Origin of the sequence: Arthrobacter zhaoxinii (genome assembly GCF_024385505.1) — a bacterium.
Classification (GTDB): Bacteria; Actinomycetota; Actinomycetes; order Actinomycetales; family Micrococcaceae; genus Arthrobacter_B; species Arthrobacter_B zhaoxinii.
This window is the reverse complement of the sequence record NZ_JANFLT010000003.1, coordinates 102,322-129,014: the sequence shown is the minus strand read 5'-3', so window position 1 is coordinate 129,014 and position 26,693 is coordinate 102,322. Positions and strand designations below refer to the sequence as shown.

The window sequence follows — 26,693 nt, the reverse complement described above, 5'->3', positions numbered from 1 at the left end:
CGGCTGGTATCCGAGGCCAGGTGGCCGGCACGCCAGGCCAGGCCCGGACGGCCGTTGGTGTCGACTCTTATGCCTGGCCGGTCCTAGTGGGTGTCCACTGCCTCAACCTCGGCGCGGTCCTCGCCCCACATGGTGTGGAAGGTACCCTCGGCATCCACCCGGTGGTAGGTGTGCGCGCCGAACAGGTCGCGCAGCCCCTGGGTGAGTGCTGCGGGAAGGCGCTTGCGGCGCAGGCCGTCGTAGTAGGCCAGCGAGGAGGAGAACACCGGCACGGGGATGCCCAGCTGCACGGCGACGGACACCACGCGGCGCCAGGCCGGAACGGCTGCGGCGATGGACTCGGCGAAGGCCGGCGCGAACAGCAGGTTGGCGGGTGCTTCGCTGCCTGCATAGGCCTTCATGATGTCATCCAGCAGTTCCGCACGGATGATGCAGCCGGCGCGCCAGAGCGAGGCAATCTCGTCCAGCTTCAGGTCCCAGCCGTATTCCCTGGCGGCAGCGTTGAGCATGTCGATGCCCTGCGCGTAGCTCACCAGCTTGGAGGCGTAGAGAGCCTGGCGTACGTCGTCCACTAAGGTGTCGGGGAGCTCGACGGCGGTTTCCGCGCCCTGCAGGGTCTCCTGCGCCACCTCGCGCTGGCCGCGCTGGGAAGACAGTGCGCGGGCGAAGACGGACTCGGCGATGGCCGAGACCGGCGAGCCCAGGTCCAGGCCGGAGACAACAGTCCAGCGTCCGGTGCCCTTCTGCCCGGCGGAGTCCACCACTACGTCCACGAACGGCTTCCCGGTGCGGGCGTCCACGTGACCCAGGACCTCGGCGGTGATTTCGATCAGGAAGGAACTGAGCTGGCCGGTGTTCCACTCGTTGAAGATGGTTGCCTGCTCGGCGGGCTCGATGCCGGCAGCGGAGCGCAGCAGGTCGTAGGCCTCGCCGATCACCTGCATGTCTGCGTATTCGATGCCGTTGTGGACCATCTTCACGAAGTGGCCGGCGCCGTCGGTGCCGATCCAGGTGCAGCAGGGCTCGCCCTCGTACTTGGCAGCGATCTTTTCCAGCATGGGGCCGAGGGAATCGTAGGACTCGCGGGAGCCGCCGGGCATGATGGAGGGGCCCAGGAGGGCGCCCTCTTCACCGCCGGATACGCCGACCCCCACGAAGTGCAGGTCCTTCTCGGCCAGGGCGGCCTCGCGGCGGCGGGTGTCTTCGAAGTGCGAATTGCCGCCGTCGATGACGATGTCGCCCGGCTCCAGCAGCGGCACCAGCTGGCCGATCACGGAGTCCACCGGAGCGCCGGCCTTGACCATGATCAGGACGCGGCGGGGCTTCTCCAGCGAGTCGACCAGTTCCTGCAGCGTCTCGGTGCGGATGAAGTCCCCCTCCTCGCCGTGGGCGGAAAGCAGGGCATCCGTTTTTTCGATGGAACGGTTGTGCAGGGCCACCGTGTAACCGTTGCGGGCGAGGTTGCGGGCGAGGTTCGCTCCCATGACGGCAAGGCCGGTTACACCAATTTGTGCACTCAAGTTCTCTCCAAGGATGTTTCAGGTGCCCGGCGGGCACGGGGCAGGCGCTGGAAAAAGCGCCGGTTCACGCTCCAGCCTATGCTTCTTCAGCTCCCCGCCGCCACATTGGCACGGGGCTCACCCGCCTTCCTCGTAGCCGTTGACCGTGGAGGCAACGCCTTCCACAACGTCGATCCCTTCCGGGAGGGTGGAATTCCGGGAGCTGAGCACAACGATGCTGTAATCGCTGTCCCCGGTGCGGACAAAACCGGCGCTGCCTACGTTCCATACGGCGTCGTCGTCCTGCAGCCAGCCGTTCTTCAGCGCCACTTCGGCACCGTAATCCTGCACCCCAGCACTGATGCCCCAGTTCTGCTCCGGACAGACGTTTTCCATCAGGCCGACGGCGAACTCCAGCAGCTCCGCATCCAGCCAGTCAGCACCCTGTGCGGCGGTCCGGGCGATCCGCAGCTGGTCCTGGGCCGTGGTTTCATTGGCACCCCAGGTTTCGCCGGCTTCCGTGTCCGATACCCCGATGAGTTCGTAGGTCCGGTTCAGCTCCGTCCGTCCTCCCACCCGGCTATAGAGCTCGCTGGTGGCCTCGTTGTCGCTGTATTCGATCATCATCGCCGCCAGCCTCTCCTCCTCCGCCGTGAGGCTGCGCTGTTCCTCGGTCGCCTGCCGGACCAGTGTGAGGAGGATGGGAACCTTCACCAGGCTCGCTTCGAGGTACCGGCCCTGGGGGTTATAGCTCCAGGAAGCGCCGGTGCGGTTGTCCTGGACGGCGACGGAGAAGTCCGCCCCGGTGTCCGCGGCCACCTGTTCAAGCTCGGCGGCAAGCGGGTCGGGAGGTGGCGCCGATTGAACGGCACTGTCCTCCGGATCCGTCCCGGCCGGCTCCGTCACCGGGACATCCTCCGCCCCGGCGCAGCCCGCCAGCAGGAGCAGCCCGGCCAGCATCGAGCAGACGGTCTTCCGCGTCTTTAATGACTCAGTCATTAACCCCTTTGTCCTGTTCCGCCTTCTTTCTTTTCTCCCCTCGGGTGGAGGTCCTTTGGCTTAAACGACAAAAAACCGCCGTTACCTCCCGCATGTGCGGAAAGTAACGACGGTTGATCTTGTGGGTCCTACCGGGATCGAACCGATGACATCCACGGTGTAAACGTGGCGCTCTACCAGCTGAGCTAAAGACCCGAATCATGGTGCCGGGGCGCCGCGGAAAGTTCTCCACGGCCCTGCATCACGAGGAACTACATTACCCCAGAACCGGGACGGATGCCTAATCGGTGCTTCCGGGGGTCCCTGCGGGCAGGTCCGGGAGGTTTTCCGCCAGCCAGGTCAGGGCGGTGCTGACGCCCATGTCGATCTTCAGGGTAGCCAGCGGATCCCCGCGGGTGGCGCCCCGGTTGATGATGACCACCGGCTTGCCGGCCTTTACGGCGTACCGGACAAAGCGGAGGCCGCTCATCACTGTCAGGGAGGAGCCCGCCACGAGGAGGGCACCGGCGTCGTCCACCACCGAATAGGCGCGGGCCACCCTGTCCTTCGGGACGTTTTCCCCGAAGTACACGAAGTCGGGTTTGAGCATCCCGCCGCAGACCGGGCAGTCGGCCACCAAGAAGTCATCGGTATCGGCGATGTCCGCGTCGGCGTCCGGGGCGATTCCTCCGTCCAGGCGTACCCGGTCGAGGTAGCCGGGGTTCAGCTCCTGCAGCAGCTCGGCAACCTCGGAGCGGGAGAACGCGGAGCGGCAGTTCAGGCACACCACGCGGTCGTAGCGCCCGTGCAGGTCGATAACGCTGACACTGCCGGCGTCCGTGTGCAGCCGGTCCACGTTCTGGGTGATCAGGCCGGACAGCAGTCCCCGCCGTTCCAGTTCCGCCGCAGCCGCGTGGCCGGGGTTGGGCACGGCATGGCGCAGATGATGCCAGCCGATGTGGTTGCGCGCCCAGTACCGCCGCCGGAGGTGCGCATCAGAGACGAACTGCTGATAGGTCAGCGGGTTGCGCGGCGGTGCGTCGGGGCCGCGGTAATCGGGGATGCCGGAGTCGGTACTCAGCCCTGCCCCGGTCAGCAGCGCCAGCCGCTGTCCGCCCAGATAGCCGGCGGCGCGCCCGAGCAGCCGCAGCTCCTCCTCCGTGGGCGGGGGAACGGATTCCAGCGCCCGGCCGCTGGCGAAGCCCGTAAGACCGAGGCCGGGACGGGAGTCCTTTGGTTCTCGCTGTTCGCTCACAGTTCCTCCAAAGCAGCGCGGTACTGCTCGAGCGGGCGGGCGGCGCCCGGCTCGGAGCGGATACAGGCACGGAGCATTCCCTGCCCGTCAATGACGAAGCTAGCCCGCTGCGCCAGGCCTAAACGCTCATCAAAGGCGCCGAACGCCCTGGCCGTGTCTCCGTGCGGCCAGAAATCGGACAGCAGGTCGAAGCCGAAGCCTTCCTGCTCCGCCCACGCCCGCAGCGTGTATTTCGAATCACAGGACACCGCCAGAAGGCGTACGCCGGCGTCGTCAAACAACGCCCGTTCGGTCTCCAGCTCGGCCAGTTCACCGCGGCAAACCTGGGAGAACGCAAAAGGAAAAAAGACCAGCACGACGCCGGAGCCCCGCAGACCTTTCAGCCGAACAGCCTCGCCAAACTGGTTGGGGAGGCAGAAATCCGGAACCGCAGCACCTGCCGTGGGCAGGTGCGCAGTCACTTCTTGCGTCGGCTCACCAGGCGCGTAGCGGCCCAGTCGTCGGTGACTCCCGGAGACGTCGTGACGTGCAGTCCCGCAGTGGGGGCCGCTTCCTCAATGTCGGCGGGGGGAACATAGCCGTCCCGTCCGGACTTCGGGGTCAGAACCCAGACCACGCCGCCGTCGTCGAGCGTGGTCAGCGAATCGACCAACGCATCCACGAGGTCGCCGTCGTCGGCACGCCACCAGAGGATGACGCCGTCCACTACATCGTGGTCGTCTTCGGTCAGCAGCTCGCCGCCGATGAGGTCCTCGAGGTCCTCGCGGAAGTCGAAGTCCACATCCTCGTCGTAGCCGTATTCCTGGACCAGGTCACCGTCCTTGAAACCCAATTTGCTCGCCACGTTTTCCTCAGTGACGGCCTCGGCCTCGCTCACTTCACTCCTCCTGGTTGACTGCATAAATACAAGGGAATCACACATTTGTCTGATCTGCGCGGTCTCAGAGTCAACGAAACACCTAAACCCCGCCGGCATCAAGGGTTTTGGGGCTGTACGCCGTCAGCGATGACTTCCGTGCAGGCTACGCAACAACGGCGGCTCGGGACTACAGTGGAATGAAAGCAGGTTTGGGCGCCGAGGCGCGCATACGCGCAAGCGAAGATCCGGCGGACACCGGCCGGATCCCACAGAATAATGTCGCAGACACAATCTGTACATGAGAGAGGTTGGCCGTGGCCGCAGAAGACACAACGGACATCCTGAGCGGGTTAACAAACCAGCTACCGGACCGTGATCCTGAGGAAACCGCAGAATGGATCGAATCACTCGATGAACTGATCCGTTCGCAGGGCACTGAACGCGCACAGTACATTATGCGTTCGCTGCTCCAGCGTGCCGGTTCCCAGAGCGTGGGCGTGCCGATGGTAACCACCACCGACTACGTCAACACCATCCCGGTTGATCAGGAACCTGAATTCCCCGGCGACGAGGAAATCGAACGGCGATACCGCGCCTGGCTGCGGTGGAATGCCGCCATCATGGTGCACCGGGCCCAGCGCCCGGGAATCGGCGTCGGCGGACACATTTCCACGTACGCCGGAGCGGCAACCCTGTACGAAGTGGGCATGAACCACTTCTTCCGGGGCAAGGACCATCCGGGCGGCGGAGACCAGATTTATTTCCAGGGTCACGCTTCCCCCGGCATGTATGCCCGCGCCTTCCTTGAAGGCCGCCTGTCCGAAGAGGACATGGACGGCTTCCGCCAGGAGAAGTCCCGTGAGGGGCACGCCCTGTCCTCCTACCCGCATCCGCGCAGCATGCCGGACTTCTGGGAGTTCCCGACTGTTTCCATGGGCATCGGCCCCATGAATGCCATCTACCAGGCGCAGTCCAACCGCTACCTGCAGAACCGCGGCATCAAGGACACCTCCGAACAGCACGTGTGGGCGTTCCTCGGCGACGGCGAAATGGATGAGCCGGAATCGCGCGGGCTGCTCCAGCTCGCCGCCAACGACAAGCTCGACAACCTGACCTTCGTCATCAACTGCAACCTGCAGCGACTCGACGGTCCGGTCCGCGGCAACGGCAAGATCATGCAGGAACTGGAAGCCTTCTTCCGCGGAGCCGGCTGGAACGTCATCAAGGTTGTCTGGGGCCGCGAGTGGGATGACCTGCTTCAGCGCGACAAGGACGGCTCGCTGGTGGACATCATGAATGCCACCCCCGACGGCGACTACCAGACCTACAAGGCCGAGTCCGGCGGATTCGTGCGCGAGCACTTCTTCGGCAAGAGCCCGGAGACCAAGGAACTGGTTGCCAACCTGACCGACGAGGAAATCTGGAACCTCAAGCGCGGCGGCCACGACTACCGCAAGGTCTACGCCGCGTACAAGGCCGCCATGGAATTCAAGGGCGCCCCGACGGTCATCCTGGCCCACACGGTCAAGGGCTACGGCCTGGGCACGCACTTCGAGGGCCGCAACGCGACCCACCAGATGAAGAAGCTCACCCTCGACGACCTGAAGGCCTTCCGCGACCACCTGCGGATCCCGATCAGCGATGAGCAGCTCGAAGCCGACCCGTACCAGCCTCCGTACTACAACCCGGGAGCGGATGCCCCCGAGATCAAGTACATGCTGGAACGCCGCCGCGAGCTGGGCGGCAACGTCCCCGAGCGCCGGGTTCAGCACGAGCCGGTCCACCTTCCGGATGAGAAGGCCTACGAAGTAGCCAACCGCGGCTCCGGCAAGCAGCTGGCAGCCACCACCATGGCCTTCGTCCGCCTGCTCAAGGACCTGATGCGGGACAAGGAATTCGGCAAGCGCATTGTGCCGATCATTCCCGATGAGGCCCGAACCTTCGGCATGGACTCGTTCTTCCCCACGGCCAAGATCTACAACCCCAAGGGCCAGAACTACCTGTCCGTGGACCGGGACCTCGTCCTGGCCTACAAGGAGTCCCCGCAGGGCCAGATTGTGCACGTGGGCATCAACGAGGCAGGCTCGATCGCGGCGTTCACCGCGGCAGGCACCTCCTACGCCACCCACGGCGAGCCGCTGATTCCGGTCTACGTGTTCTACTCGATGTTCGGATTCCAGCGGACCGCCGACTACATCTGGGCGGCCACCGACCAGATGGCACGCGGATTCCTGATCTCGGCCACCGCCGGCCGCACCACCCTGACCGGTGAAGGCCTGCAGCACGCCGACGGCCACTCGCCGATCCTGGCCTCCACCAACCCAGCGGTGAAGACCTATGATCCGGCGTACGGCTACGAGATCGGACACATTATCCGGCACGGCCTCGAGGAGATGTACGGTCCGGATTCACAGGATCCGAACGTCATCTACAACCTCATGGTCTACAACGAGCCGATCCAGCAGCCCAAGGCCCCCGAGGACCTGGACGTGGAAGGCATCATCAAGGGCATCTACCTGCTGGCCCCGGCGAAGATCGACGGACCCCGCACTCAGCTGCTGGCCTCCGGCGTTGCCGTGCCGTGGGCGCTGGAAGCCCAGAAGCTCCTGGCTGAAGACTGGGGTGTTTCGGCCGATGTCTGGTCCGTAACCTCCTGGAACGAACTCCGCCGCGACGGCCTTGCCGCCGAGGAGGAAGCCTTCCTGAATCCCGGCTCCGAGCCGCGGGTGCCGTTCGTGACCCAGCAGCTGGCCGGGGCAACCGGACCGATCGTTGCGTCCACGGACTACATGAAGGCCGTCCCTGACCAGATCCGCCAGTTCCTGCCGAACGAATTCGCCACCCTCGGTGCCGATGACTTCGGTTTCGCGGACACCCGTGCAGCTGCACGCCGGTACTTCAAGATCGACAGCCACTCGATGGTGGTGCGAGCACTCGAGATGCTCGCCCGCCGCGGTGAAGTTGACGCCAATGCCCCCAAGGAGGCAATGGAGAAGTACCACCTGCTGGACGTCAACGCCGGTACCAGCGGAAACGCCGGAGGCGACGCCTAAGCGTTCTGCCTCTCCACCGGGCTAAAGAAAGGGGAACCGCTGCATCTGCGGCGGTTCCTTTTTCTTTGCCTGCGGACCCCGGTGTGCCGCGCGTGGCAGCGGACATGACCCGGGGTTGAACCTCAGCTGCCTGCCTAGCCAACTTGTAGCCTTCACACAAAATAGCGGTTCACTCCCGCAGGCCGTAAGCTCGCAGGTATGCCAGTGCGTCCCCCTCAGTCCGCTGCCTCGGCACCCCCGGAAGCAGACCAGCCCACCGTCGAGCGCCTGAAAGCGAATATCGGCAGGCTTTCGACTGCCACCCTGCAGCAGCTGGACATCTCCCTGCCCTGGTACCGGGGCCTCCGCCCGGACGAGCGCTCCGCGCTGGGAATGGTCGCCCAGAAGGGCATCGCGTCCTTCGTGAACTGGTACCAACGACCCGCCTCCCCCGCCTGGGTCCTCAGCGACGTCTTCGGCACTGCACCGACCGAGCTCACCCGCTCGATCAGCCTCCAGAAAGCCCTGCAGCTGATCCGCGTGGTGGTTCAGGTCGTGGAAGACCGGGTGCCCGAGCTGGCCGGCAGCGAGGTGCAGTCCAAGCTGCGCGAAGCGGTGCTGCGCTACTCGCGGGAAGTAGCCTTCGCCGCGGCGGATGTCTACGCCCGTGCGGCTGAAACCCGCGGGGCCTGGGACACCCGGCTCGAGGCACTTGTCGTGGATGCCATCCTGCGCGGCGAGAGTTCCGACGCACTGCGCTCCCGGATTGCCGCCGTCGGCTGGAGCTCCACAGCACCGGTGACCGTTATGGTCGGCGGCTCGCCGGCCGAAGCCAATGCCACCTTCGTGAACGAACTCCGCCGGGCCACGGGCCGGCTGGCCGAAGACACCCTCGTCGGAATCCAGGGCGAACGGCTGATCCTGGTCCTGGGCGGCCTGGAGGACAAGGCCTTCTCCTATACCCGCCTGTCCGAACTCTTCGGTCCGGGACCGGTGGTGTACGGCCCGCCCGCCCCGTCGCTCGTCGACGCCGGACCGTCCGCCCAGGCGGCGTTCGCCGGACTGACCGCCGCCCGCGCCTGGCCTGCCGCGCCCCGTCCGGTCGCGGCCGACGACCTGTGGCCCGAACGGGTGATGTCCGGCGACGACACTGCGCGCAAGGCCCTTGTGGAGAGCATCTACACGCCCCTGCTGGGCGCCTCCAACGGCCTGGCCGAGACCCTGAGCGCGTATCTGTCGCTCGGCCACTCCCTGGAGGCCACGGCACGTGAACTCTTTGTCCACGCCAACACGGTCCGCTACCGGCTGCGGCGCGTCTGCGACGTGACCGGCTGGGATCCGATGCTGCCGCGGGAAGCCTTCGTGCTGCAGACCGCGCTCGTGGTCGGACGCCTGGCTCCGGCCGGAAAAGCGGTCCCGGAGAAGCCTGCGGCCCGCCTCTGACCCCTGCCCGGACACCGTCCCCGGCTTGTAGACTTCCTACAAAGCCGTCCGGGGAGCTTGGTCTACGCAAACACCCGGTCCCGTCCCCTATGTTTGGAAAGCTGTATACGTGCTTGCAATTGTCTGCCCCGGCCAGGGGTCCCAAACGCCAGGATTCCTCGCGCCGTGGCTTGAACTGCCCGGCGTACGGGATCACCTCTCAGCGCTCAGCGACGTCGCCGGCCTGGACCTGATAGCCCACGGCACGGTCTCCGACGAGGACACCATCAAGGACACCGCCGTCGCGCAGCCGCTGATCGTGGCCGCCGGCCTCATGGCCGCCCGCCTGCTGCTGGACCCCGCGGCGCTGACTTCCTCCACCGTCCTGGCCGGCCACTCCGTCGGGGAAATCACCGCCTCGGCCATCGCCGGCGCGCTCCCGGAGAAGGATGCCCTGGTATTCGTCCGGGAACGGGCCAATGCCATGGCCCGGGCCGCAGCGGTCGAACCCACCGGCATGAGTGCCATTCTCGGCGGGGACCCCGACGACGTCGCCGCCGTACTGGAAGCGGCCGGACTCACGGCCGCCAACGCGAACGGCGGCGGGCAGACCGTCGCAGCGGGAACGCACAACCAGCTCGAGGTCCTTACCGCAGCACCGCCGGCCAAGGCACGCGTCATCCCGCTGAAGGTCGCCGGCGCCTTCCACACGTCCCACATGGCTCCCGCCGTCACCGTCCTGGAAGAACTGCGTCCGTCCCTGGCGCCGCAGGCGCCGCTGGCCACGCTGCTGTCGAACCGCGACGGCGCCGCCGTGGTGTCCGGCGACGCGAACCTGGACAGCCTGATCGCCCAGGTGTCCCGCCCGGTCCGCTGGGACCTGTGCATGGAGAACATGCTCGCCATGGGCGTGACCGGCCTGCTGGAACTGCCGCCGGCCGGCACCCTCACCGGACTGGCCCGCCGCGGCATGAAGGGCGTTCCGACCCTGGCCCTGAAATCCCCAGAAGATCTAACCGCTGCCCGGGAGTTCATTCGTGAGCATGCCGGAACTGCAGCAACAACCGGAGAAGGTAACGCGTGAGCACGCCCACCCTGAAGCAGTCACCCGTCAACGAATTCAGCCGGATCCACGGCATCGGCGCCTTCCGGCCGGATGTCATTGTCAGCAACGAGGACGTCTGCCAGTGGATCGACTCCTCCGATGAGTGGATCCGCCAGCGCACCGGCATCGTGACCCGGCACCGCGCGGACAAGGGCACCTCGGTGGTGGACATGGCCGAAGCCGCCGGCCGCGAGGCGCTGAAGAACGCCGGCATCGACGGTTCGCAGCTGGGTGCAGTCATCGTTTCCACCGTCACCCATCCGTATGCCACACCGTCGGCCGCCACCCAGATCACCGAACGGCTGGGAGCCACGCCGGCACCGGCCTACGATGTTTCGGCCGCCTGCGCCGGGTACTGCTACGGCATTGCCCAGGCCGACGCGCTCGTCCGCTCCGGTGCCGCCACTTACGTGCTGGTCATCGGCGTGGAGAAGCTTTCCGACTTCATCGACAATACGGAGCGCACCATCTCGTTCCTGCTCGGTGACGGTGCCGGCGCCGTCGTCGTCGGCCCCTCGGACACACCCGGCATCGCGCCGTCCGTCTGGGGCTCGGACGGCAGCAAGTCCGGTGCGATCGGCATGACCCACTCAATGCTGGACGTGCGTGAACTCTCCCTCGCCGCCGAGGCCGACGGCGGCATGAGCCCCGCTGATCTCTCCGAGCGTGAGACCAAGCTCTGGCCTACCCTGCGCCAGGACGGCCAGACCGTGTTCCGCTGGGCTGTGTGGGAGATGGCCAAGGCGGCCCAGCAGGCACTCGACGCCGCAGGCATCACCGCCGAGGACCTCTCCGCCTTCGTCCCCCACCAGGCCAACATGCGCATCATCGACGAGATGGCGAAGCAGCTGAAGCTGCCCGAGTCGGTCATCATTGCCCGCGACATCGCCGACGCCGGAAACACCTCCGCCGCGTCCATTCCGCTGGCCACCTACCGGCTGCTGAAGGAAAACCCGGAACTGAGCGGCAAACTGTCGCTGCAGATCGGTTTCGGCGCCGGACTCGTGTTCGGCGCGCAGGTCGTCGTCCTTCCCTAACTTCCCCGCCCGCTGCCCCGGCCAAGCCGGTACAGCCCCTCAAACCACACCGCTTCGGCGGTTGGAAACCCGAACCGGTCCCGGACCGGCACTACAAGAAAAGGAGCCAACATGGCTAGCAACGAAGAAATCCTGGCCGGCCTCGCCGAGATCGTCAACGAAGAGACCGGCCTGGCCCCCGAGGCCGTCGAGCTGGACAAGTCCTTCACCGACGACCTGGACATCGACTCCATTTCCATGATGACCATCGTCGTCAACGCTGAAGAGAAGTTCGGCGTACGCATCCCGGACGAAGAGGTCAAGAACCTGAAGACCGTCGGCGACGCCGTGGACTTCATCTCCAACGCCCAGGCTTAACCCTCCGGCGGCCGCTGCCCCGCGGCGGCCGCCCGGCTCCGCCGGAACCTGCACCCGCAACTGCTTCAAGAGAGTGAATCATGGCCCGCAAAGTAGTCATCACAGGCCTTGGCGCCACCACGCCGATCGGCGGGGACGTTCCCACCATGTGGAAGAACGCACTCCAGGGCGTCTCCGGCGCCCGCACGCTCGAAGACGAGTGGGTGCAGAAATACTCCCTCCCGGTGACCTTCGCGGCGCGGGCCTCCACTCCTGCCACCGACGTCCTTTCCCGCGTTGAGGCCAAGCGGATGGACCCCTCCACCCAATTCGCCGTCGTCGCCGCCCGCGAAGCGTGGGCCGACTCGGGCCTGGACGGCGATATCGACAAGGACCGCCTCGGAGTGGCCTTCGCCACCGGCATCGGCGGCATCTGGACCCTGCTTGACGCCTGGGACACCCTGCGTGAAAAGGGACCCCGCCGCGTCCTGCCCATGACCGTACCGATGCTGATGCCCAACGGTCCTGCTGCCGCCGTCAGCCTCGACCTGGGCGCCCGCGCCGGCGCGCACACCCCTGTCTCCGCCTGCGCCTCCGGAACCGAAGCCCTGCATCAGGGCCTGGACATGATCCGCTCCGGGAAGGCCGACATCGTCGTCGCCGGCGGTGCGGAAGCGTGCATCCACCCGATGCCGCTGGCCTCGTTCGCCTCCATGCAGGCGCTGTCCAAGCGCAACGACGACCCCGCACGTGCCTCCCGGCCCTACGACCGCGACCGTGACGGCTTTGTTATGGGTGAGGGTGCCGGCGCCCTGGTGCTTGAAAGCGAAGAGCATGCCCTGGCCCGCGGAGCGCGGATCTACGCCGAGCTCGCCGGGACCGCGGTCACTGCCGACGCCTACCACATCACGGCCCCCGACCCCGAGGGCCTGGGCGCCACCCGCGCACTGAAGGGCGCGCTCCTCGACGCGCAGGCCCAGGCCGAGGACGTGGTCCACGTGAATGCGCACGCCACCTCCACTCCCGTCGGTGACAAGCCGGAATACACAGCACTCAAGGCAGCCCTGGGCACGGCCCTCGACGGGGTTGCCGTGTCCGCCACGAAGTCGCAGATGGGCCACCTCCTGGGTGCCTCCGGTGCAGTCGAGGCCGTCCTGACCGCCCTCGCGGTTTACGAACGGCAGGCACCGGCCACCATCAACCTGGAGAACCAGGATCCGGAGATCCCGCTCGACGTCGTGACCTCCAGCCGCCAGCTGCGCGGCGGAGACATTGTCGCGCTGAGCAATTCCTTCGGCTTCGGCGGACACAACGCCGTCGCCGTGCTGCGCAGCCGCTAAAGCTTCCCCAACGCAACAGGCGTCCGGTCCCTGTGGGAACCGGACGCCTGTTGCGTTGGAGCTACGGAGTGTTCGAACTAGCCGACCTGGTGGAGCCACCGCACCGGAGCGCCGTCCGCGGCGTGCCGGAACGGCTCGAGTTCATCGTCCCAGGCTTCGCCGAGGGCCAGCGAAAGTTCATGGTAGACCGCGGAGGGATCGCCGGCGCCGTTTTCATACGCGTACCGGATGCGGTTTTCGGAAATCATGATGTTGCCGTGCACATCGGTGGCCGCATGGAAAATGCCCAGCTCAGGGGTGTGGGCCCAGCGTCCGCCATCTGCTCCAGGGCTTTGGTCTTCGGTCACCTCATAGCGGAGGTGCGCCCAGCCGCGAAGTGCGGACGCAAGGAGGGAACCGGTGCCCTGGGGCCCGGTCCAGGCGATTTCGGCCCGTACCATTCCCGGCGCGGCCGGCTGAGGGAACCACTGAAGATCCGTTCGCTTTTCCACGACGGATCCGATGGCCCACTCGATATGGGGGCACAACGCGGAAGGGGCAGAGTGCACAAAAAGTACTCCGCGCGCCATCACATCAGACATTCCATCCTCCATAGCTGTAGGTACGTCTTCCCCAACGACCTTGCTGTATGGACGGATATCGAGCCGTATGTGTCCGCTGTCCATCATTGTGCCGCAAGTTACGGCAATGCGCCAATGTAGCGTTCTGCCCTGGCCTGCATGGATGATCCGGCCGCAGAACCGGTGCAGTTCGGCCCGACGTCAGGCCCGCGGATGGGCCTGGCTGTAGCTCTGGCGCAGCCTGTCCACGGACACATGGGTATAGAGCTGAGTGGTGGCAAGCGACGAGTGGCCCAGGATTTCCTGAACGGCTCGCAGGTCCGCACCGCCGTCGAGCAGATGAGTCGCCGCCGAGTGGCGGAGGGCGTGCGGTCCGGAGGCGGAGGTATCCGGCACGGTTTCAAGGAGCTCGGCGACGACGCTGCGGACCTGGCGCTGGTCCACGCGTCCGCCCCGCTTTCCGAGGAACAGCGCCGGACCGCTGTCCCCCGTGGCCAGACCGGGGCGGCCGCGGCGCAGCCAGTCGTCGACCGCCAGTGCGGCGGGGAGCCCGTACGGGACCGTGCGTTCCTTGTTGCCTTTGCCCAGCACGGTCAGTGTCCGGCGGTCAGGATCGAGGTCATCGACGTCCAGGCCGGCGAGCTCCCCCACCCGGATGCCCGTGGCGTAGAGCAGTTCCACCATCGCACGGTCCCGCAGGGCTACGGGGCCGCCCTCGGCGGCAGCTGCCTGCAGGGTTTCGAACAGGTCATCCAGCTGACTGCTGCGCAGTACGCCGGGAAGTGTCTTTTCCTTCTTGGGTGCCTTCAGTCTTAGGGCCGGGTTCTCACTGATCAGTTCCTCGCGCAGCGCCCAGTTACTGAAGCTGCGGGCCGTTGCTGCTCGGCGGGCCAGTGTGGAGCGGGCCTGGCCCCCGGAGCTGAGTTCCCCCAGCCAGCCCCGCAGGATGCCCAGGTCCAGTTCCTTCAGTGATCCGGCGCCGGAGGCCGCGGCGTAGTCGAGCAGTTGAGACACGTCCGACTCGTAGGCACGCACCGTATGTTCCGACCGGCCGCGCTCTGCCGTCAGGTACCGGCAGAACCCTTCGAGGGCAGAGCGGAATTCCGCCGGCCAGCCCGTGCCTGTTGCTTTTGATGTCACCTCTTCACTGTTCTCTCTTTGCCTCCGCCGTTCAAGCAGGCACGCTGTCGGCACGCCGGCAGGTACGGCGCAGCTGCTCTGTCTGCGGCGCCTGCTCCATGTCGAGCAGGTACCGCTTGGCGTCGACTCCGCCGGAGTATCCGGTCAACGCGCCGCGGGACCCGACGACGCGGTGGGTGGGAACCACCAGATTCAAAGGGTTGTGGGCCAGGGCGGCGCCTACGCTGCGGGCCTTGGCCGCATCACCAAGCTGGACCGCCAGTTCCTTGTAACTTGCCGTCGATCCGTAGCCAATGCCCGCTACCTGCTCCCATACCCTGCGCTGGAACTCGGTGCCCTGCGGGTTGGTGTCCACGGCGAAGCAGCACCGTGTGCCCTCGAAGTACTCGGTGAGTTGGCGTTCGATGTCTTCAAAGCCGTCCTCTGCTGCCATCCCGTACGGTGTCCCTCCCCCGGCCGGTACGGGCGGCGGTCCGAGCCGGACGGACGTCAGGACGCCGTCCAGGGCGACGAGGGTGAGCACCCCTATCGGGGAGGTGACGATTTTATGCGTGGTCATGATGGTGTTTCCTTTCTGGTGCGGTGAAGCGGGTTGTGCAGGGTGGGTTGGCTAGTGCCGGCCGCGGCGCCATAAGTCCGCGCCGGTCCGTACCGCCAGGCCTTCGAGTTCCAGCCGGGCCAGTCCGGCGCGCACCCCCGGCGGGGACAGGCCCGCGACGGTGGCCAGCTTGTCGATGGTCGTTCCGCTGCGCACCGGGAGCGCGTCCAGCAGGAGCAGGTCTTCCACGGCCAGTCCGTCCTGAACGGCCCGACGGTTTCCGCCCTTGCCACCGTCCCCTCCCGGCTCCCCGGTGCGTGCATCCGCCTGCGTAGCGGCCCCCTCCCGCGCGGAACCGGTCTGCTCGGCATCCGCAGCCGCTGTGCTGTCCGCTGCTGTGGTGCCCAGCGGCTGCGCCAGTTCGGCAACTTCCTGCGCGTCAGTCACACAGACCGCGCTCCCGTCACGCAGCAGGCGGTGGCAGCCGGCGGAGTTGGCCGAGTACACCGAGCCCGGCACGGCGCCGACTTCCCGTCCCAACCCGGCGGCGTGATGGGCGGTGTTCAGGGCACCGGACCGCCACCGTGCCTCGACCACCACGGTGACGGCGCTCAGGGCGGCAATGATCCGGTTGCGCTGCAGGAATCTCCAGCGGGTGGGTGCCGACCCGGGCGGAACCTCGGACAGCAGCAGCCCGCGGGCAGCGACGGTGCGCAGCAGGTCGTCATTGCCGGCCGGGTAGAACCGGTCTGCACCGCACGCCATCACGGCGATGGTGGCGGTCTCCTCGGAAGGAGCAGCAGCGAGGGCTGCGCGGTGGGCCTGGGCATCAATTCCGTAGGCTCCCCCCGAAACCACCGTGTACCCGCGGTTAGCCAGTCCGGCGGAGATGTCCCCCGCAATGGATAAGCCGTATCCGGTGGCATCGCGGGAACCGACCACCGCCACCGTCCGCTCCAATACCGGCAGGCCCCGCGCCAGCGTTCCACGCATCCACAGACACAACGGCATGCCTAGTTCCAAATGGCGCAGGGACTCCGGCCAGCGGGAATCCTCCGGCACGAGAAGTTCACCGCCCAGCCGCCGTATCGCGTCCAGGTCCCGGCCCGGAGCCAGATCCGCCACCCGGGGCGCCCACCGTTTAAGCCCCTCTGCCAGGGCGCTGCCCTGGCCGCTGCCCGACGAAGACAGGTATGCGGCTGTTTCGGCGGCCAGTGCCGGCGACGCCGTCTGTTCCCCGGTGGCGATCCGCAGCGCCTGAACCGGGCCGGCGGCTGCCACAAGGGCGAGGCCCACCGTGTCCGAGGGTTCGAAGAGTCTGGACAACGCAGCCCGTGCCGTCAGCACCTCATCGACGCTCATGCTGCTGCGCCCTGCCGCCGGAACGAGAGAGCCTGACCGACGTCGTTGGCGTCCGGGGTTCCGTGCCCGCCGAGATCGGCGACAGTCCAGGCCACCCGCAGGACGCGGTCATAGCCCCGCGCCGTCAGCAGCTGCCGTTCCATTGCCCGGTCCAGCGCGGCAGTCGCCTTGGTCGGAGGCCGCAGGCTCTCCCGGAGCAGGGTGCCCGGAACCTCGGCATTCGTTTCGCAGCCCAGCGGCCGCAGCCGGTCCCGTTGCAGCCTCCGTGCCTCCTGCACGCGAGCCGCCACGGTGACACTGGCTTCCGTGCTCTCTCCGCCGAAATAGTCGCCCAGGGAAACCCGCTGCACGGAAAGCTGCAGGTCCACCCGGTCTAGCAGCGGTCCGGACAGCCGGCTGAAGTAACGGCGCCGCTGCTGCGGCGTACAGGTGCAGTCAATTCCTTTGCCCGCAGCCAATCCGCAGGGGCAGGGGTTCGCCGCCAGGACCAGCTGGAAGCGTGCCGGGTACACCGCAGTTCCAGCCGCCCGGTGCAGGACCAGCTTCCCGCTCTCCAGCGGCTGGCGCAGCCCATCCAGGACCCGCCGTTCATACTCAGGCGCTTCATCCAGGAACAGCACGCCGCGGTGGGCGCGGGACGCGGCCCCCGGACGCGGGATCCCTGAACCGCCGCCGATCACCGCTGCTGTGGAGGCGGTGTGGTGCGGGCTCTCGAAGGGCGGCCTGCGGAGCAGGGAACGGCACGGATGTCCCTGCCAGGCCAGGGAATGGATGGCGGTGACTTCCATTGCCTGGTCGTCGGGAAGATCCGGAAGAATCCCTGGCAGCCGCTCCGCCAGCATGGTTTTTCCCGCTCCGGGCGGCCCTGTCATCAGCAGGTGGTGCGCCCCGGCTGCGGCCACCTCGACGGCGAACCGGGCTTCTGCCTGCCCTGCTACGTCTGCGAGGTCGGGAACCCTGGGCCTGCCGCCCGGGGCCTCTTCTTCCGCATCATCTTTTCCGCCAAGCGTCACCGGCGGCGGAAAACTCAGTTGTTCGGGGTCTGCTCCGAGGTCCGCAGCCACCGCAGCAAGGCAGGAGTAACCGCGGACGCGTGCCGCGGGAACCAGGGCCGCTTCTTCGGCATTCTCCGTTGCCACGGCTATGTCCGTGTATCCGGCGGCAACCGCCGCCATGACGGCCGGGAGGACACCCCGGATCGGGCGGAGCCTGCTGTCCAACCCGAGTTCAGCCAGGAAAACGCACCGGCCCGGATTTCTCAGCACGCCGCCGGCGCAAAGTGCGGCGACGGCAATGGCCAGGTCAAAACCGGAGCCGTGCTTGGGTACGTCTGCGGGCATCAGATTCACGGTGATCCGGCGGCGGCTCAGTGGCAGTCCCGCGTTCTTCGCCGCTGACTTCACCCGGTCCCGGGCTTCGTTCAGGGAGGCATCGGGCAGCCCCAGCAGGACGAAGGACGGCAGGGACTGGCCGATGTCCGCCTCCACCTCGACGATCCTTCCCTGCAGGCCGACGAGTCCGATCCCGTAGGTTCGTCCGAGCGCCATCAGGAAATTCCCCTCAGATGCTCCACGACGGGCGGATTGGTGCCATCGTCCAGTACCGAAACCGCGTCGATCCGGCGGTGGGTGAAGTATCGACTGTTGGCCCTGGCCCAAGCCCCCGCCAACAGATAAAGGCGGGCTACTTTGTCCTGATTGATTGCTTCGAAGGGGTGCCCGAAGTCCAAGGAGGAGCGGGTCTTCACTTCGACCACCACCAGGGTGGCCCCGTCCACCGCGACCAGGTCGATTTCACCCTCCGGACACCGCCAGTTCCGGTCAATGATGCGCAGCCCGGCTTCTGTCAGGTACCGCGCCGCCAGCTCTTCTCCCCGGCTTCCCAGAATATCTTTCGCTCTCATGCCCGCCACATTGGCTTGCCGCGGGCGGAACCGACACGGCGGGACACTGCCATGTTGAGAATGGCGGCGTGACCGGGCCCTGATGCCTACCTGTGGAGGAAGAACCTAGAGGTACCCGGAACTCCCTGCTGCCGACTGTTTGCCGCCCCTGTTCGCCGGCGCGGCGGTCAGGCCAATCCGCCGTTGGCAAAGATGACCTGGCCGTTGACCCAGCGGCCAGGTCCGGCAAGGAAAGCCACCGTTTCCGCGATGTCCCCGGGTTCGCCCAGGCGTTCGAGCGGCGGTGCCTCCGCGAGGCGCGTGATGGTGGCGTCGTCCTTCCCGTCCAGGAACAACGCAGTCGCCGTCGGCCCGGGCGCCACCGCGTTGACCGTAATGTTCCGCCCCTTCAGCTCCCGCGCGAGGATGAGCGTCATCCCTTCCACCGCGGCCTTGCTGGCAACGTAGGCGCCGTAGCCGGGGTATTGGGTGCGCGTAACGGTGGTCGAGAAGTTAATGATCGCTCCACCGGAACGGATCCGGCGGGCCGCCTGCTGCGAGACCACGAACGTTCCCCGGATGTTTGTGTGGTGCATCCGGTCCAGATCCGCCAGGTTCAGATCCGCGATAGGGGCAAGGAGCATGATGCCCGCGGCATTGACGACCACGTCTATTCCGCCGAAGGCTGTCTCAACGGCGTCGAACGCGGCGGCCATGTCCGCTTCGTCCCCCACGTCCCCGCTCACGGCCAGGCCGTTTCCTCCGGCGGCGGCAGCGTCGGCAACGACCCTGTCTGCGGTCACGTTGTTCCGCGCGTAGTGCACACCCACCGAATAGCCGTCCGAGGCGAGGCGGCGGACCACAGCCGCTCCGATCCCGCCGGACGCTCCGGTAACCAGGGCAACCCGTCCGGCAGTATCCATCACGCTGTCCCCTCGCTAGTCGATGGCAGGACCTTAGCGTTTTTGATGCTCCGGGAACATCCCCCAGGCCCGAGGCTCCCCCGGTGTCGAGGAGTCCGAGCGGAATTTTGTGCGGGTCTTGCCCGGAGCCTGCGTAATTCCTGAAGGAAATACTGAGATACGCCGGTCAGGATAGCGACGCAAACGCGTAATTCGATTCTGATAAAGGAAATCATGCAAAACCGCAAGAGAAATACACCAGCTCTCGTGGCCGGATTTGCAGCCATCGCAGGGCTGTCGATTGCCACCGGCGGGCCGGCCTTGGCCACCGCCATGCCAGCAACCGGGGGTCCCCTCACCACGGAACCGCCGAGCCATTCCCCTTCGACCGGGGCCTCCGTGACGGAAACAGGTGTCTACCTGTACCAGAAGCTGGACCCGAAGAAGCCTGCCGCCTGGGAGAACTCGGGCGAACAGAACTTCCTGGCGAAGCAGCCCGGACACCAGTGGTTCACGGACGTATCGGCTCTGGTTCCGTCCGAGGTATGCGGGCCCGGCTGGGCCATCCAGCAGGATGTACTGGAGTTCAAGGGAACGTACGACTGGCCCAAGACGCTCCGCTACCCGGACTCCACCTTCCCCGGGGATCCGATGTTGAAGGACGACAAGCATCAGGAACTTGACGATCTGATGACAGTCCCGGAGTGCGAGACCCCGTCGGACAAGCCCACCGAAAAGCCCACCCCGGAACCCACACCTTCGGACACCCCCTCGAAGACCCCGTCGGAAAAGCCCACCCCGGAACCCACACCTTCGGACAAGCCGTCGGAGACCCCCACGGACAAGCCCTCCGAAAAGCCCACCCCGGAACCCACACCTTCGGACAAGCCGTCGGAGACCCCGTCGGACAAGCCCTCGGACACCCCGTCGGAAACCCCCACGGACAAGCCCTCGGACACCCCGTCGGAAACCCCCACGGACAAGCCCTCGGAAAAGGTGACCCCGAAACCCACGGCCACCCCGGCGTCGACCAGCACCCCGGCAGGTGCAGTGCCGCCGCCCGGAACGGACACCACCCCTCCTGCTGCAGGCACCACTGACCCCCGCGTCTCTGTTGCAGGCACCACGGACCAGCGTGTACCTGATGCAGGGCTCGCCCACACGGGCGCAAGCGGAACCTGGCTCGCCGTAGCCGGTGCCGCCGTTCTCGCTCTCGGAGCCGGACTGGTGGTGATTGCCCGCCGCCGGAAGGCCTAGGCCCTAACCGGTCGGTGTACCCCGGATAGCTTCAGTGTCCGGGGTACACCACCGGCATCGGTGTCAGGGTTACCGCTTCCAGCCGCAGCGGCGGAACGGCACCAAGGTACCCGCGGGCCAGGGTGATGTGCGGACGCAGGGCCGCGGCAAACATAAAGTTCGGGTCCGACGCCATAAAGGCCGCACTATCGGAAACGCCGCATGCGGCCAGGAAATCCACCAGCACCGCGTACAGCTCCCCATGCAGCGCAGTAAGTTCCGGGGAAGGCTGATATTCCACCACCAGGGTTGAGCCCCTCGCCCCGAACCCTGCGGTCCCCAGCGGGTCGAGCCGGAAGGCTGAAGGCGGCAGCAGTGCCTCGGTCCGGGCAATATACCCGCCGAGAAGCTGGTCATAGGCGGAACGGGAAATGCCGGTCTCTGCGCTGATGACCCGGTAGACGTCCATCACCTTCCCGAAGTGGATCAGTGTTGCATGCAGCTGCCGGCGCGGCACCCGCCGGGTACCTGCGGGCAGCGCGTCCTGCAGGGACAGCAGGTGGGCCAGCGATGCGCCGTCGGGCTCCATCTGCGCGTAAAGGCGGAGATTTGCGTCAAAACCGGGCCGCTCGGATTCAGGCATGGGAAAAGTCTAGGCCGGGAGCCGTGGGTTAGGCTGTCGCGCATGGCTTTCGAGATTCCCCTGCTCCGCGACGACACGCTCCTGCTTCGCCCGCACACAGCTGCTGACCGCGACGCCGTCCGTGCCCGCTGTGTTGACCCGCTGACCCTCAGGTGGACCACCGTTCCGGTGGATTACACCCCGGAGATGGCGCAGGAGTATCTGGAGACCATCTCGGCTCCGCAGGACAACGCGGTATCCTGGGCCCTCGACGTCGGCGGCCGCTATGCGGGAACCATTGACCTGCGCTTCGAAGGGGCCGCTTCGGGCTCCCTGGGTTTCGTCACCTCGCCGGAATACCGCGGCCGCGGCCTGATGTCCCGTGCCGTCCGGCTGGCAGCGGTCCACGCCTTCGAGGACCTGGACTGGGACGTGGTGACGTGGAAAGCGAACGCGGGAAACGTCGGCAGTTATAAGACGGTCTGGCGCTGCGGTTTCCCGCGGCCCGTCGCCGTTCCGTACCTGCTGAACCACCGGGGAAAGATGGTGGAGGGCTGGATGTCCAGCCTCGCCGCCGAGGTTCCCCGGCACCCCTCGGGCAGCTGGGAGGAAGCAAAAACCCGGCTTCCGTCCGTGCCCGTGAACGCGGGATAAACGCTAGAGCTCGTCCGCCTTGGGCAGAGTGAGGTCGTCGTTGCGGGTCAGTTCCTCCACATTGACGTCCTTGAAGGTTATGACGCGCACGCTCTTCACGAACCGTGCGGACCGGTAGACATCCCAGACCCAGGCGTCCTGCAGTGTGAGGTCGAAGTAGATCTCGCCGTCGGCGGACCGGGCCTGCAGATCGACGTGGTTGGCCAGGTAGAAACGGCGTTCGGTTTCCACCACGTAGCTGAAGAGGCCTACGACGTCGCGGTACTCCCGGTACAGCTGGAGCTCCATGTCCGTTTCATAGTTCTCAAGGTCTTCGGCGCTCATATTCCTATCATCCCCCAACTGTGCTTAAGTCGTCCCCCGGCTCCAGCACCGGTTCGCCCGGGCGGGGCTTCGAACCCAGCCGCCAGGACATACGGTGCAGCGGCGTGGGGCCGTGGACGTCGATGGCTGCGCGGTGAGACCCGGTTGCGTAGCCCTTGTTGATCTCCCATGAATAATGCGGGTTCGAAGCGGCAAACTCTACCATCATGGCGTCGCGTTCAACCTTCGCCAGCACGCTGGCGGCTGCCACGCTCAGGCACTGCATGTCCGCCTTGATCCGGGTGTGCACGGGCGCGGTGCAGCCTTCGCCGGCCGCCGCCGCAGGACCGCCCGCCGGTTCCTCGAAGTCGTCGAAGAGGCTGCCCTGCCGCTCGGGCGAGAGCCAGTTGTAATTGCCGTCCAGCAGCACAACGTCGGGGCGCACCGTCAGGCACACCTGGTCCCACGCGCGGGTGCCGGCAAGCCGAAGGGCAGCCGTCAGCCCGTGCAGGTCGATCTCGGCGGCGGTCGCATGGCCGACGCCCCAGGCGAGGGCCCACTTCTTGATCTGCGGAACCAGCGCATTCCGGTCCGCCACGGAAAGCAGCTTGCTGTCGCGCACGCCCTTGAGGGACCGTGCGCTGGCCAGGTCCACGGCCACCAGGCCCACCGACACCGGTCCGGCCAGGGCGCCGCGGCCGACTTCGTCGCACCCGGCAAGGATCCGGTGACCGGAGGCGGTGAACGTACGTTCGAGCCGCAGGGTGGGGGCCTTGGCGGTGGAACTCACTGGCCGCTGCTCGGTTCGGGGACGTCCTCGAAGACCTCCGGATAGCTGCTGACCCCGCCGACGCGGTTCAGGGGCCACGCCGTGACGACGGCCTTACCCTCAATGTCCGCCACGTCCACGAAGCCGCCGCCGTCACCGTACTGGTGCTCGCGCGAATCCGCGGAGGCGTTGCGGTGGTCGCCCATCACCCAGACCTTCCCTTCGGGGACAACCACGTCGAAGGGGATGTCGGAGGGAGTGGCGCCGGGGTACAGGTAGGGCTCGTCCAGGGGTTCGCCGTTGACGGTGATCCGGCCCTCGGAGTCGCAGCAGACCACGTGGTCGCCTTCGGTGCCGATGACCCGCTTGACCAGGTGCTGCTGGGACTCGTCCGGCAGCAGCCCCACAAAGGTCAGTGCCTCACGGACCGGGTTGGCTGCCTTCTCGGGGGTCTCCGGCAGCCATCCCTTGGTGTCCTTGAAGACGACGACGTCGCCGCGGTTCAGGTCCATGGGCTCGGGGACCAGGAGGTTCACAAAGATGCGGTCGTTGATTTCCAGTGTCTCCTCCATGGATCCGGAGGGAATGTAAAACGCCCGGAAAAGGAACGTCTTGATCAGGAAGGACAGCACCAGTGCTATGACCACGATGGTGAGGACTTCCCTGAGCCAGGCACCGAAGCCGCGCTTTTTCTCCTTCGGCGCGTTCGCTGCGTGGTTCCGCCGTTCCCCGGAGCCGGGCGTCCCGTCAGGGGACTGGTCCGGTTGCTGCGACATTGCGTTTCCTCTTATTTCTCCGTGTTCCACTCGGCTCCTAAGGATAGCCGGTCAATATTGGTACCGCGTTCGAGCGGCCAAAGAATCCGCTGGGCCTGTCCGATCACCCGTTCGGTGGAAATCAGGCCGCCGCCGGGAGCTCCCAGCAGTGAACGGGAATCCGCCGAGACTGAGCGGTGGTCCCCGAGCAGCCACAGCCTGCCTTCCGGGACGACGACGTCGAACGCGGAGTCGCTTGGAGTGTCACCTGGATAAACGTACGGCTCATCCACCGGAGTTCCGTTGACCGTAATCCGGGGATCCCCGTCGGAGCAGCAACTCACATGGTCCCCCGCCACGCCGATGACACGTTTGACGTAGACGGTGTCGCTGCCGGCCAGACCGAGCCAGCGCCCGACCGTGACGGCGGCGTCGGCCAGGGCCGGGCGTCCGCTGTGCAGCGGGGCCAGCGAGCCCCGGCCGTCGAACACCACCACGTCGCCGCGCTGGATCTCCGCCGTATCGTAGGCGGTGCGGGACACGAGGATCCGGTCACCGGGTTCCAGCAGCGGCTGCATGGAGTCCGAGGGGATGTAGAAGACATCGAACAGGAAAGCCCGGACGAGTGCGGCGAGGATCACGGCGGCGGCGAGAGCACATAGCACAAAACGCCAGCCCACAAACCGGGGCCGGCGTTTCGCGTGCTTCGCGGGGGGACCCCCGGAGGCGGATGCTGCAGTCAAGTAAGTTACTTGGCGGGACGGAAGTCGCGCTTTTCCTTGATCTTGGCTGCCTTGCCGCGCAGATCGCGCATGTAGTACAGCTTCGCGCGGCGGACGTCGCCCTTGGAGACAACCTCGAGCTTGTCGATGACCGGGGAGTGTACCGGGAAGGTACGCTCCACGCCGACGCCGAAGCTGACCTTGCGGACCGTGAAGGTCGCGCGGAGGCCATCACCCTGGCGCTTGAGCACGAAGCCCTGGAAGACCTGAACACGGGTGTTCTTGCCTTCGATGATGTTTACGTGAACCTTGACGGTGTCACCGGCGCGGAACTCGGGGATGTCCGTACGCAGGGAAGCTGCGTCAACAGAATCTAGGATGTGCATTGTGTATCACTCCTGGTGAACGCCACAGGTCATTCACTTTGGTAACGGCAGCAAGAATGCGCCCGAAGGCTGCACGGATGCTGTCGAAGCTAAAAAGACCGGCAGGACCGAGGATGGAATGCCGGTGTGTACATATCTGTTGGCCGCGTTCCCCCTGTGGCAGGTACGGACCCAGATGACACAACTCCCTATTTTGCCACACGCACTTCAACGGCACCAATCCGGCGCCGGATCAGACCGGCGGGTGGACTCTGCCGTCGCGGATCTCGTAGCCCAGCGCCGCCAGGGTGGCCCGGTCGGCCTTGTCCAGAGTGGCGGCGTCGAGCTTTTCGATCAGATCCGGCCGGCGGGCTGCGGTCCGCTGCAGCTGTTCATCCCGCCGGAACCGGGCGATCTTCCCGTGGTTTCCGCTGAGCAGGACCTCCGGTACCGCACGCTCGCGCCAGGCGGAGGGTTTGGTGTACACCGGGTATTCCAGCAGTCCGTCCGAGTGGGATTCCTCCACCAGGGATTCGGGATTCCCGACGACGCCGGGCACCAGCCGGCCCACGGCTTCCACCATGGCCAGCACCGCCACTTCGCCGCCGTTGAGCACGTAGTCGCCGAGGCTGACGGGACGGACATCGAAGCGTTCCCCGGCCCATTCCAGGACCCGCTCGTCGATTCCCTCGTAGCGGCCGCAGGCAAAGACCAGGTGCTTTTCCTCGGCCAGCTCGTAGGCCATGGCCTGGGTGAAGACGGCACCGGCCGGCGAGGGGACAATCAGGACCGGCCGCTCGTCGCCGTCTCCGGCCACCGCGCCCAGCGCCTGCGCCCACGGTTCGGGCTTCATAACCATGCCCGCTCCCCCGCCGTACGGGGTGTCGTCGACGGTCCGGTGCCGGTCGGTGGTGAAGTCCCGCAGGTCATGGACGGCCAGGTCCAGCAGGCCTTCCTGCCGGGCCTTGCCGATCAGGGACAGTTCCAGGGCGGCGAGGTACTCCGGGAAGATGCTGACGACGTCGATACGCACTTACTGTCCGGCTTCCTTCGTGTCGGCCGGCGCTGCGTCCTTTTTGTCCTCGGGCTTGTTCAGCTCGAAGAGGCCCTCCGGCGGGGTGAGCAGCACGTAGCCGTCCTCGATGTTCACTTCGGGGACGATCGCCTCGACGAACGGCACGAGGATCTCCTCGCCGCGGGTGTCCTCGACCACGAGCAGGTCCTGGACCGTGAGGGTACGCAGGCCGCTGACGGTGCCGACGACGTCGTCGCCCACCCGTGCCTTCAGGCCCACCAGTTCGTGCTCGTACCAGCCTTCGTCGTCGTCGTCCTCCTCCACCGTTTCGGTGTCGATGAATAGCTTGACGCCGCGCAGTTCCTCCGCACCGTTGCGGTCCGTGATTTCCTCGAACCCCAGCAGCAGGATGTCCTTGTTCCACCGGGCGCTGATCACCGTCAGCGGGCCCTTTGCCGCCGGCTCGACGGTAAGTTCGGTGCCCGGGACAAAGCGGTCCTCCGGTGCGTCGGTCAGCACCTGGACGGTTACTTCGCCGCGGATGCCGTGCGGCTTGCCGATGCGTGCCACCTGTAACTGCATGGAATCTCCTCTGTGGGGGTTTTCGTCGCCCGGGTTGGCCGGCGCCTGAAAAAAATCCGGCCCCTTCACCATTATCTGGTGTCGGGGCCGGATCCTGTGTACTGCTGTTACTGCTCTACTTCCGGTACTGCAGTGAAGAACTGTTCGCTTCCGCTGCGCCGTCGGTGATCATTTTCAGATCAGCGGCGCCGGTCCGTGTCCACTACGTCCACTCGGACCTGCTCACCGTTGGCGAGGGCGGCGATGACAGTGCGCAGTGCGCGTGCCGTCCGTCCCTGCCTGCCGATGACCCGGCCGAGGTCGTCCTGGTGAACCCGAACCTCGAGGGTTTCCCCGCGGCGGTTGCTCTTGGCGGAAACCTTGACGTCCTCGGGACTGTCAACGATTCCGCGCACGAGGTGCTCCAGCGCTTCAGCGAGCAAG

Annotated in this window: 29 protein-coding genes and 1 tRNA gene; 8 read left to right on the top strand and 22 right to left on the bottom strand. The window is 66.4% G+C overall.

Annotated elements, in window-relative coordinates; all coding sequences use genetic code 11:
* Positions 1-83: 83 nt before the first annotated feature.
* From gndA to NNX37_RS07180, 6 genes are all read right to left on the bottom strand, one after another.
* Positions 84-1,520 (bottom strand): NADP-dependent phosphogluconate dehydrogenase, encoded by a 1,437-nt coding sequence (gndA, locus tag NNX37_RS07205; protein ID WP_255791641.1) that lies wholly within the window; start codon positions 1,518-1,520, stop codon positions 84-86.
* A 117-nt stretch (positions 1,521-1,637) separates the two neighbouring features.
* Complete coding sequence (locus NNX37_RS07200; RefSeq protein WP_255791640.1) at positions 1,638-2,498, bottom strand: class A beta-lactamase-related serine hydrolase; 861 nt, start codon at positions 2,496-2,498, stop codon at positions 1,638-1,640.
* A 122-nt stretch (positions 2,499-2,620) separates the two neighbouring features.
* Positions 2,621-2,693: transfer RNA gene (locus NNX37_RS07195), tRNA-Val, on the bottom strand.
* An 85-nt stretch (positions 2,694-2,778) separates the two neighbouring features.
* A complete protein-coding gene (locus tag NNX37_RS07190; protein WP_255791639.1) occupies positions 2,779-3,732 on the bottom strand; it encodes an NAD-dependent protein deacetylase in 954 nt (317 codons plus the stop codon).
* Positions 3,729-4,193 carry a peroxiredoxin gene (locus tag NNX37_RS07185; protein WP_255791638.1) on the bottom strand — a complete coding sequence of 155 codons (465 nt, stop codon included), beginning with the start codon at positions 4,191-4,193 and terminating at the stop codon, positions 3,729-3,731. Before NNX37_RS07185 ends, NNX37_RS07190 begins: the two co-directional genes overlap by 4 nt.
* Entirely contained in the window at positions 4,190-4,609 is a 420-nt protein-coding gene (locus NNX37_RS07180) for a DUF3052 domain-containing protein (protein WP_255791637.1), read from the bottom strand. The genes NNX37_RS07185 and NNX37_RS07180 overlap by 4 nt, the downstream gene beginning before the upstream one ends.
* A 290-nt stretch (positions 4,610-4,899) precedes the next feature.
* Here NNX37_RS07180 and aceE point away from each other — a divergent pair, with 290 nt between their 5' ends.
* The 6 genes from aceE (at position 4,900) to fabF (ending at position 12,863) form a co-directional block, all read left to right on the top strand.
* On the top strand, positions 4,900-7,644 hold the full coding sequence (aceE, locus tag NNX37_RS07175) for a pyruvate dehydrogenase (acetyl-transferring), homodimeric type (RefSeq protein WP_304659209.1): 2,745 nt from the start codon (positions 4,900-4,902) through the stop codon (positions 7,642-7,644).
* 198 nt (positions 7,645-7,842) lie between these two features.
* On the top strand, positions 7,843-9,066 hold the full coding sequence (locus tag NNX37_RS07170; RefSeq protein WP_255791635.1) for a PucR family transcriptional regulator: 1,224 nt from the start codon (positions 7,843-7,845) through the stop codon (positions 9,064-9,066).
* A 109-nt stretch (positions 9,067-9,175) separates the two neighbouring features.
* The gene (locus tag NNX37_RS07165) at positions 9,176-10,129 is read left to right on the top strand and encodes an ACP S-malonyltransferase (RefSeq protein WP_255791634.1); all 954 of its coding nucleotides are present in this window, start codon (positions 9,176-9,178) and stop codon (positions 10,127-10,129) included.
* The gene (locus NNX37_RS07160; protein WP_255791633.1) at positions 10,126-11,187 is read left to right on the top strand and encodes a beta-ketoacyl-ACP synthase III; all 1,062 of its coding nucleotides are present in this window, start codon (positions 10,126-10,128) and stop codon (positions 11,185-11,187) included. The genes NNX37_RS07165 and NNX37_RS07160 overlap by 4 nt, the downstream gene beginning before the upstream one ends.
* Positions 11,188-11,298: 111 nt before the next feature.
* The gene (locus NNX37_RS07155) at positions 11,299-11,544 is read left to right on the top strand and encodes an acyl carrier protein (protein ID WP_055240832.1); all 246 of its coding nucleotides are present in this window, start codon (positions 11,299-11,301) and stop codon (positions 11,542-11,544) included.
* A gap of 80 nt (positions 11,545-11,624) precedes the next feature.
* A complete protein-coding gene (gene fabF / locus NNX37_RS07150; RefSeq protein ID WP_255791632.1) occupies positions 11,625-12,863 on the top strand; it encodes a beta-ketoacyl-ACP synthase II in 1,239 nt (412 codons plus the stop codon).
* A gap of 77 nt (positions 12,864-12,940) precedes the next feature.
* On the opposite strand, the gene NNX37_RS07145 is transcribed toward fabF, so the two are convergent.
* The 7 genes from NNX37_RS07145 to NNX37_RS07115 form a co-directional block, all read right to left on the bottom strand.
* Positions 12,941-13,444, bottom strand: a complete 504-nt coding sequence (locus NNX37_RS07145; protein WP_255791631.1) for a DUF3145 domain-containing protein — start codon at positions 13,442-13,444, stop codon at positions 12,941-12,943.
* A 180-nt stretch (positions 13,445-13,624) separates the two neighbouring features.
* Entirely contained in the window at positions 13,625-14,563 is a 939-nt protein-coding gene (locus tag NNX37_RS07140; protein WP_255791630.1) for a tyrosine recombinase XerC, read from the bottom strand.
* A 31-nt stretch (positions 14,564-14,594) separates the two neighbouring features.
* On the bottom strand, positions 14,595-15,122 hold the full coding sequence (locus tag NNX37_RS07135; protein ID WP_255791629.1) for a methylated-DNA--[protein]-cysteine S-methyltransferase: 528 nt from the start codon (positions 15,120-15,122) through the stop codon (positions 14,595-14,597).
* A gap of 51 nt (positions 15,123-15,173) precedes the next feature.
* Positions 15,174-16,463: a DNA-processing protein DprA gene (gene dprA / locus NNX37_RS07130; protein WP_255791628.1), complete on the bottom strand. Its 1,290-nt coding sequence runs from the start codon at positions 16,461-16,463 to the stop codon at positions 15,174-15,176.
* On the bottom strand, positions 16,460-18,010 hold the full coding sequence (locus NNX37_RS07125) for a YifB family Mg chelatase-like AAA ATPase (protein ID WP_255791627.1): 1,551 nt from the start codon (positions 18,008-18,010) through the stop codon (positions 16,460-16,462). The genes dprA and NNX37_RS07125 overlap by 4 nt, the downstream gene beginning before the upstream one ends.
* Positions 18,010-18,375: a YraN family protein gene (locus tag NNX37_RS07120; RefSeq protein WP_255791626.1), complete on the bottom strand. Its 366-nt coding sequence runs from the start codon at positions 18,373-18,375 to the stop codon at positions 18,010-18,012. The genes NNX37_RS07125 and NNX37_RS07120 overlap by 1 nt, the downstream gene beginning before the upstream one ends.
* Before the next feature lie 158 nt (positions 18,376-18,533).
* The gene (locus NNX37_RS07115; protein ID WP_255791646.1) at positions 18,534-19,268 is read right to left on the bottom strand and encodes an SDR family oxidoreductase; all 735 of its coding nucleotides are present in this window, start codon (positions 19,266-19,268) and stop codon (positions 18,534-18,536) included.
* Positions 19,269-19,514: 246 nt separating this feature from the next.
* Here NNX37_RS07115 and NNX37_RS16505 point away from each other — a divergent pair, with 246 nt between their 5' ends.
* Positions 19,515-20,504 carry an LPXTG cell wall anchor domain-containing protein gene (locus NNX37_RS16505; protein WP_255791625.1) on the top strand — a complete coding sequence of 330 codons (990 nt, stop codon included), beginning with the start codon at positions 19,515-19,517 and terminating at the stop codon, positions 20,502-20,504.
* Positions 20,505-20,535: 31 nt separating this feature from the next.
* Here the strand turns inward: NNX37_RS16505 and NNX37_RS07105 are convergent, their stop codons facing one another.
* The gene (locus NNX37_RS07105) at positions 20,536-21,126 is read right to left on the bottom strand and encodes a 2'-5' RNA ligase family protein (RefSeq protein WP_255791624.1); all 591 of its coding nucleotides are present in this window, start codon (positions 21,124-21,126) and stop codon (positions 20,536-20,538) included.
* 42 nt (positions 21,127-21,168) lie between these two features.
* On the opposite strand from NNX37_RS07105, the gene NNX37_RS07100 reads away from it, so the two are divergent.
* Positions 21,169-21,759 (top strand): GNAT family N-acetyltransferase, encoded by a 591-nt coding sequence (locus NNX37_RS07100; protein WP_255791623.1) that lies wholly within the window; start codon positions 21,169-21,171, stop codon positions 21,757-21,759.
* 3 nt (positions 21,760-21,762) lie between these two features.
* Here NNX37_RS07100 and NNX37_RS07095 read toward each other — a convergent pair whose 3' ends face one another.
* From NNX37_RS07095 to NNX37_RS07060, 8 genes are all read right to left on the bottom strand, one after another.
* The gene (locus NNX37_RS07095; RefSeq protein ID WP_227901490.1) at positions 21,763-22,083 is read right to left on the bottom strand and encodes a DUF2469 domain-containing protein; all 321 of its coding nucleotides are present in this window, start codon (positions 22,081-22,083) and stop codon (positions 21,763-21,765) included.
* Positions 22,084-22,090: 7 nt separating this feature from the next.
* Positions 22,091-22,852 carry a ribonuclease HII gene (locus NNX37_RS07090; protein ID WP_255791621.1) on the bottom strand — a complete coding sequence of 254 codons (762 nt, stop codon included), beginning with the start codon at positions 22,850-22,852 and terminating at the stop codon, positions 22,091-22,093.
* A complete protein-coding gene (lepB, locus tag NNX37_RS07085; protein ID WP_255791620.1) occupies positions 22,849-23,607 on the bottom strand; it encodes a signal peptidase I in 759 nt (252 codons plus the stop codon). Before lepB (NNX37_RS07085) ends, NNX37_RS07090 begins: the two co-directional genes overlap by 4 nt.
* Before the next feature lie 11 nt (positions 23,608-23,618).
* Positions 23,619-24,329: a signal peptidase I gene (gene lepB / locus NNX37_RS07080; RefSeq protein ID WP_255791619.1), complete on the bottom strand. Its 711-nt coding sequence runs from the start codon at positions 24,327-24,329 to the stop codon at positions 23,619-23,621.
* Between the two features lie 5 nt (positions 24,330-24,334).
* A complete protein-coding gene (gene rplS, locus NNX37_RS07075; protein WP_146364401.1) occupies positions 24,335-24,694 on the bottom strand; it encodes a 50S ribosomal protein L19 in 360 nt (119 codons plus the stop codon).
* 232 nt (positions 24,695-24,926) lie between these two features.
* Positions 24,927-25,706, bottom strand: a complete 780-nt coding sequence (trmD, locus tag NNX37_RS07070) for a tRNA (guanosine(37)-N1)-methyltransferase TrmD (RefSeq protein WP_255791618.1) — start codon at positions 25,704-25,706, stop codon at positions 24,927-24,929.
* Entirely contained in the window at positions 25,707-26,270 is a 564-nt protein-coding gene (gene rimM / locus NNX37_RS07065) for a ribosome maturation factor RimM (RefSeq protein ID WP_255791617.1), read from the bottom strand.
* Positions 26,271-26,449: 179 nt separating this feature from the next.
* The gene (locus NNX37_RS07060) at positions 26,450-26,692 is read right to left on the bottom strand and encodes an RNA-binding protein (RefSeq protein ID WP_146364407.1); all 243 of its coding nucleotides are present in this window, start codon (positions 26,690-26,692) and stop codon (positions 26,450-26,452) included.
* Position 26,693: the final 1 nt, after the last annotated feature.

Bases quoted from the DNA above. Each gene is read 5' to 3' on its own strand.
- NNX37_RS07200 (WP_255791640.1), bottom strand. From the start codon at position 2,498: ATGACTGAGTCATTAAAGACGCGGAAGACCGTCTGCTCGATGCTGGCC.
- NNX37_RS07170 (WP_255791635.1), top strand. From the start codon at position 7,843: ATGCCAGTGCGTCCCCCTCAGTCCGCTGCCTCGGCACCCCCGGAAGCA.
- NNX37_RS07155 (WP_055240832.1), top strand. From the start codon at position 11,299: ATGGCTAGCAACGAAGAAATCCTGGCCGGCCTCGCCGAGATCGTCAAC.
- fabF (WP_255791632.1), top strand. From the start codon at position 11,625: ATGGCCCGCAAAGTAGTCATCACAGGCCTTGGCGCCACCACGCCGATC.
- NNX37_RS07145 (WP_255791631.1), bottom strand. From the start codon at position 13,444: ATGTCTGATGTGATGGCGCGCGGAGTACTTTTTGTGCACTCTGCCCCT.
- NNX37_RS07135 (WP_255791629.1), bottom strand. From the start codon at position 15,122: ATGACCACGCATAAAATCGTCACCTCCCCGATAGGGGTGCTCACCCTC.
- dprA (WP_255791628.1), bottom strand. From the start codon at position 16,463: ATGAGCGTCGATGAGGTGCTGACGGCACGGGCTGCGTTGTCCAGACTC.
- NNX37_RS07125 (WP_255791627.1), bottom strand. From the start codon at position 18,010: ATGGCGCTCGGACGAACCTACGGGATCGGACTCGTCGGCCTGCAGGGA.
- NNX37_RS07115 (WP_255791646.1), bottom strand. From the start codon at position 19,268: ATGGATACTGCCGGACGGGTTGCCCTGGTTACCGGAGCGTCCGGCGGG.
- NNX37_RS07105 (WP_255791624.1), bottom strand. From the start codon at position 21,126: ATGCCTGAATCCGAGCGGCCCGGTTTTGACGCAAATCTCCGCCTTTAC.
- NNX37_RS07100 (WP_255791623.1), top strand. From the start codon at position 21,169: ATGGCTTTCGAGATTCCCCTGCTCCGCGACGACACGCTCCTGCTTCGC.
- NNX37_RS07095 (WP_227901490.1), bottom strand. From the start codon at position 22,083: ATGAGCGCCGAAGACCTTGAGAACTATGAAACGGACATGGAGCTCCAG.
- lepB (WP_255791620.1), bottom strand. From the start codon at position 23,607: ATGTCGCAGCAACCGGACCAGTCCCCTGACGGGACGCCCGGCTCCGGG.
- rplS (WP_146364401.1), bottom strand. From the start codon at position 24,694: ATGCACATCCTAGATTCTGTTGACGCAGCTTCCCTGCGTACGGACATC.
- rimM (WP_255791617.1), bottom strand. From the start codon at position 26,270: ATGCAGTTACAGGTGGCACGCATCGGCAAGCCGCACGGCATCCGCGGC.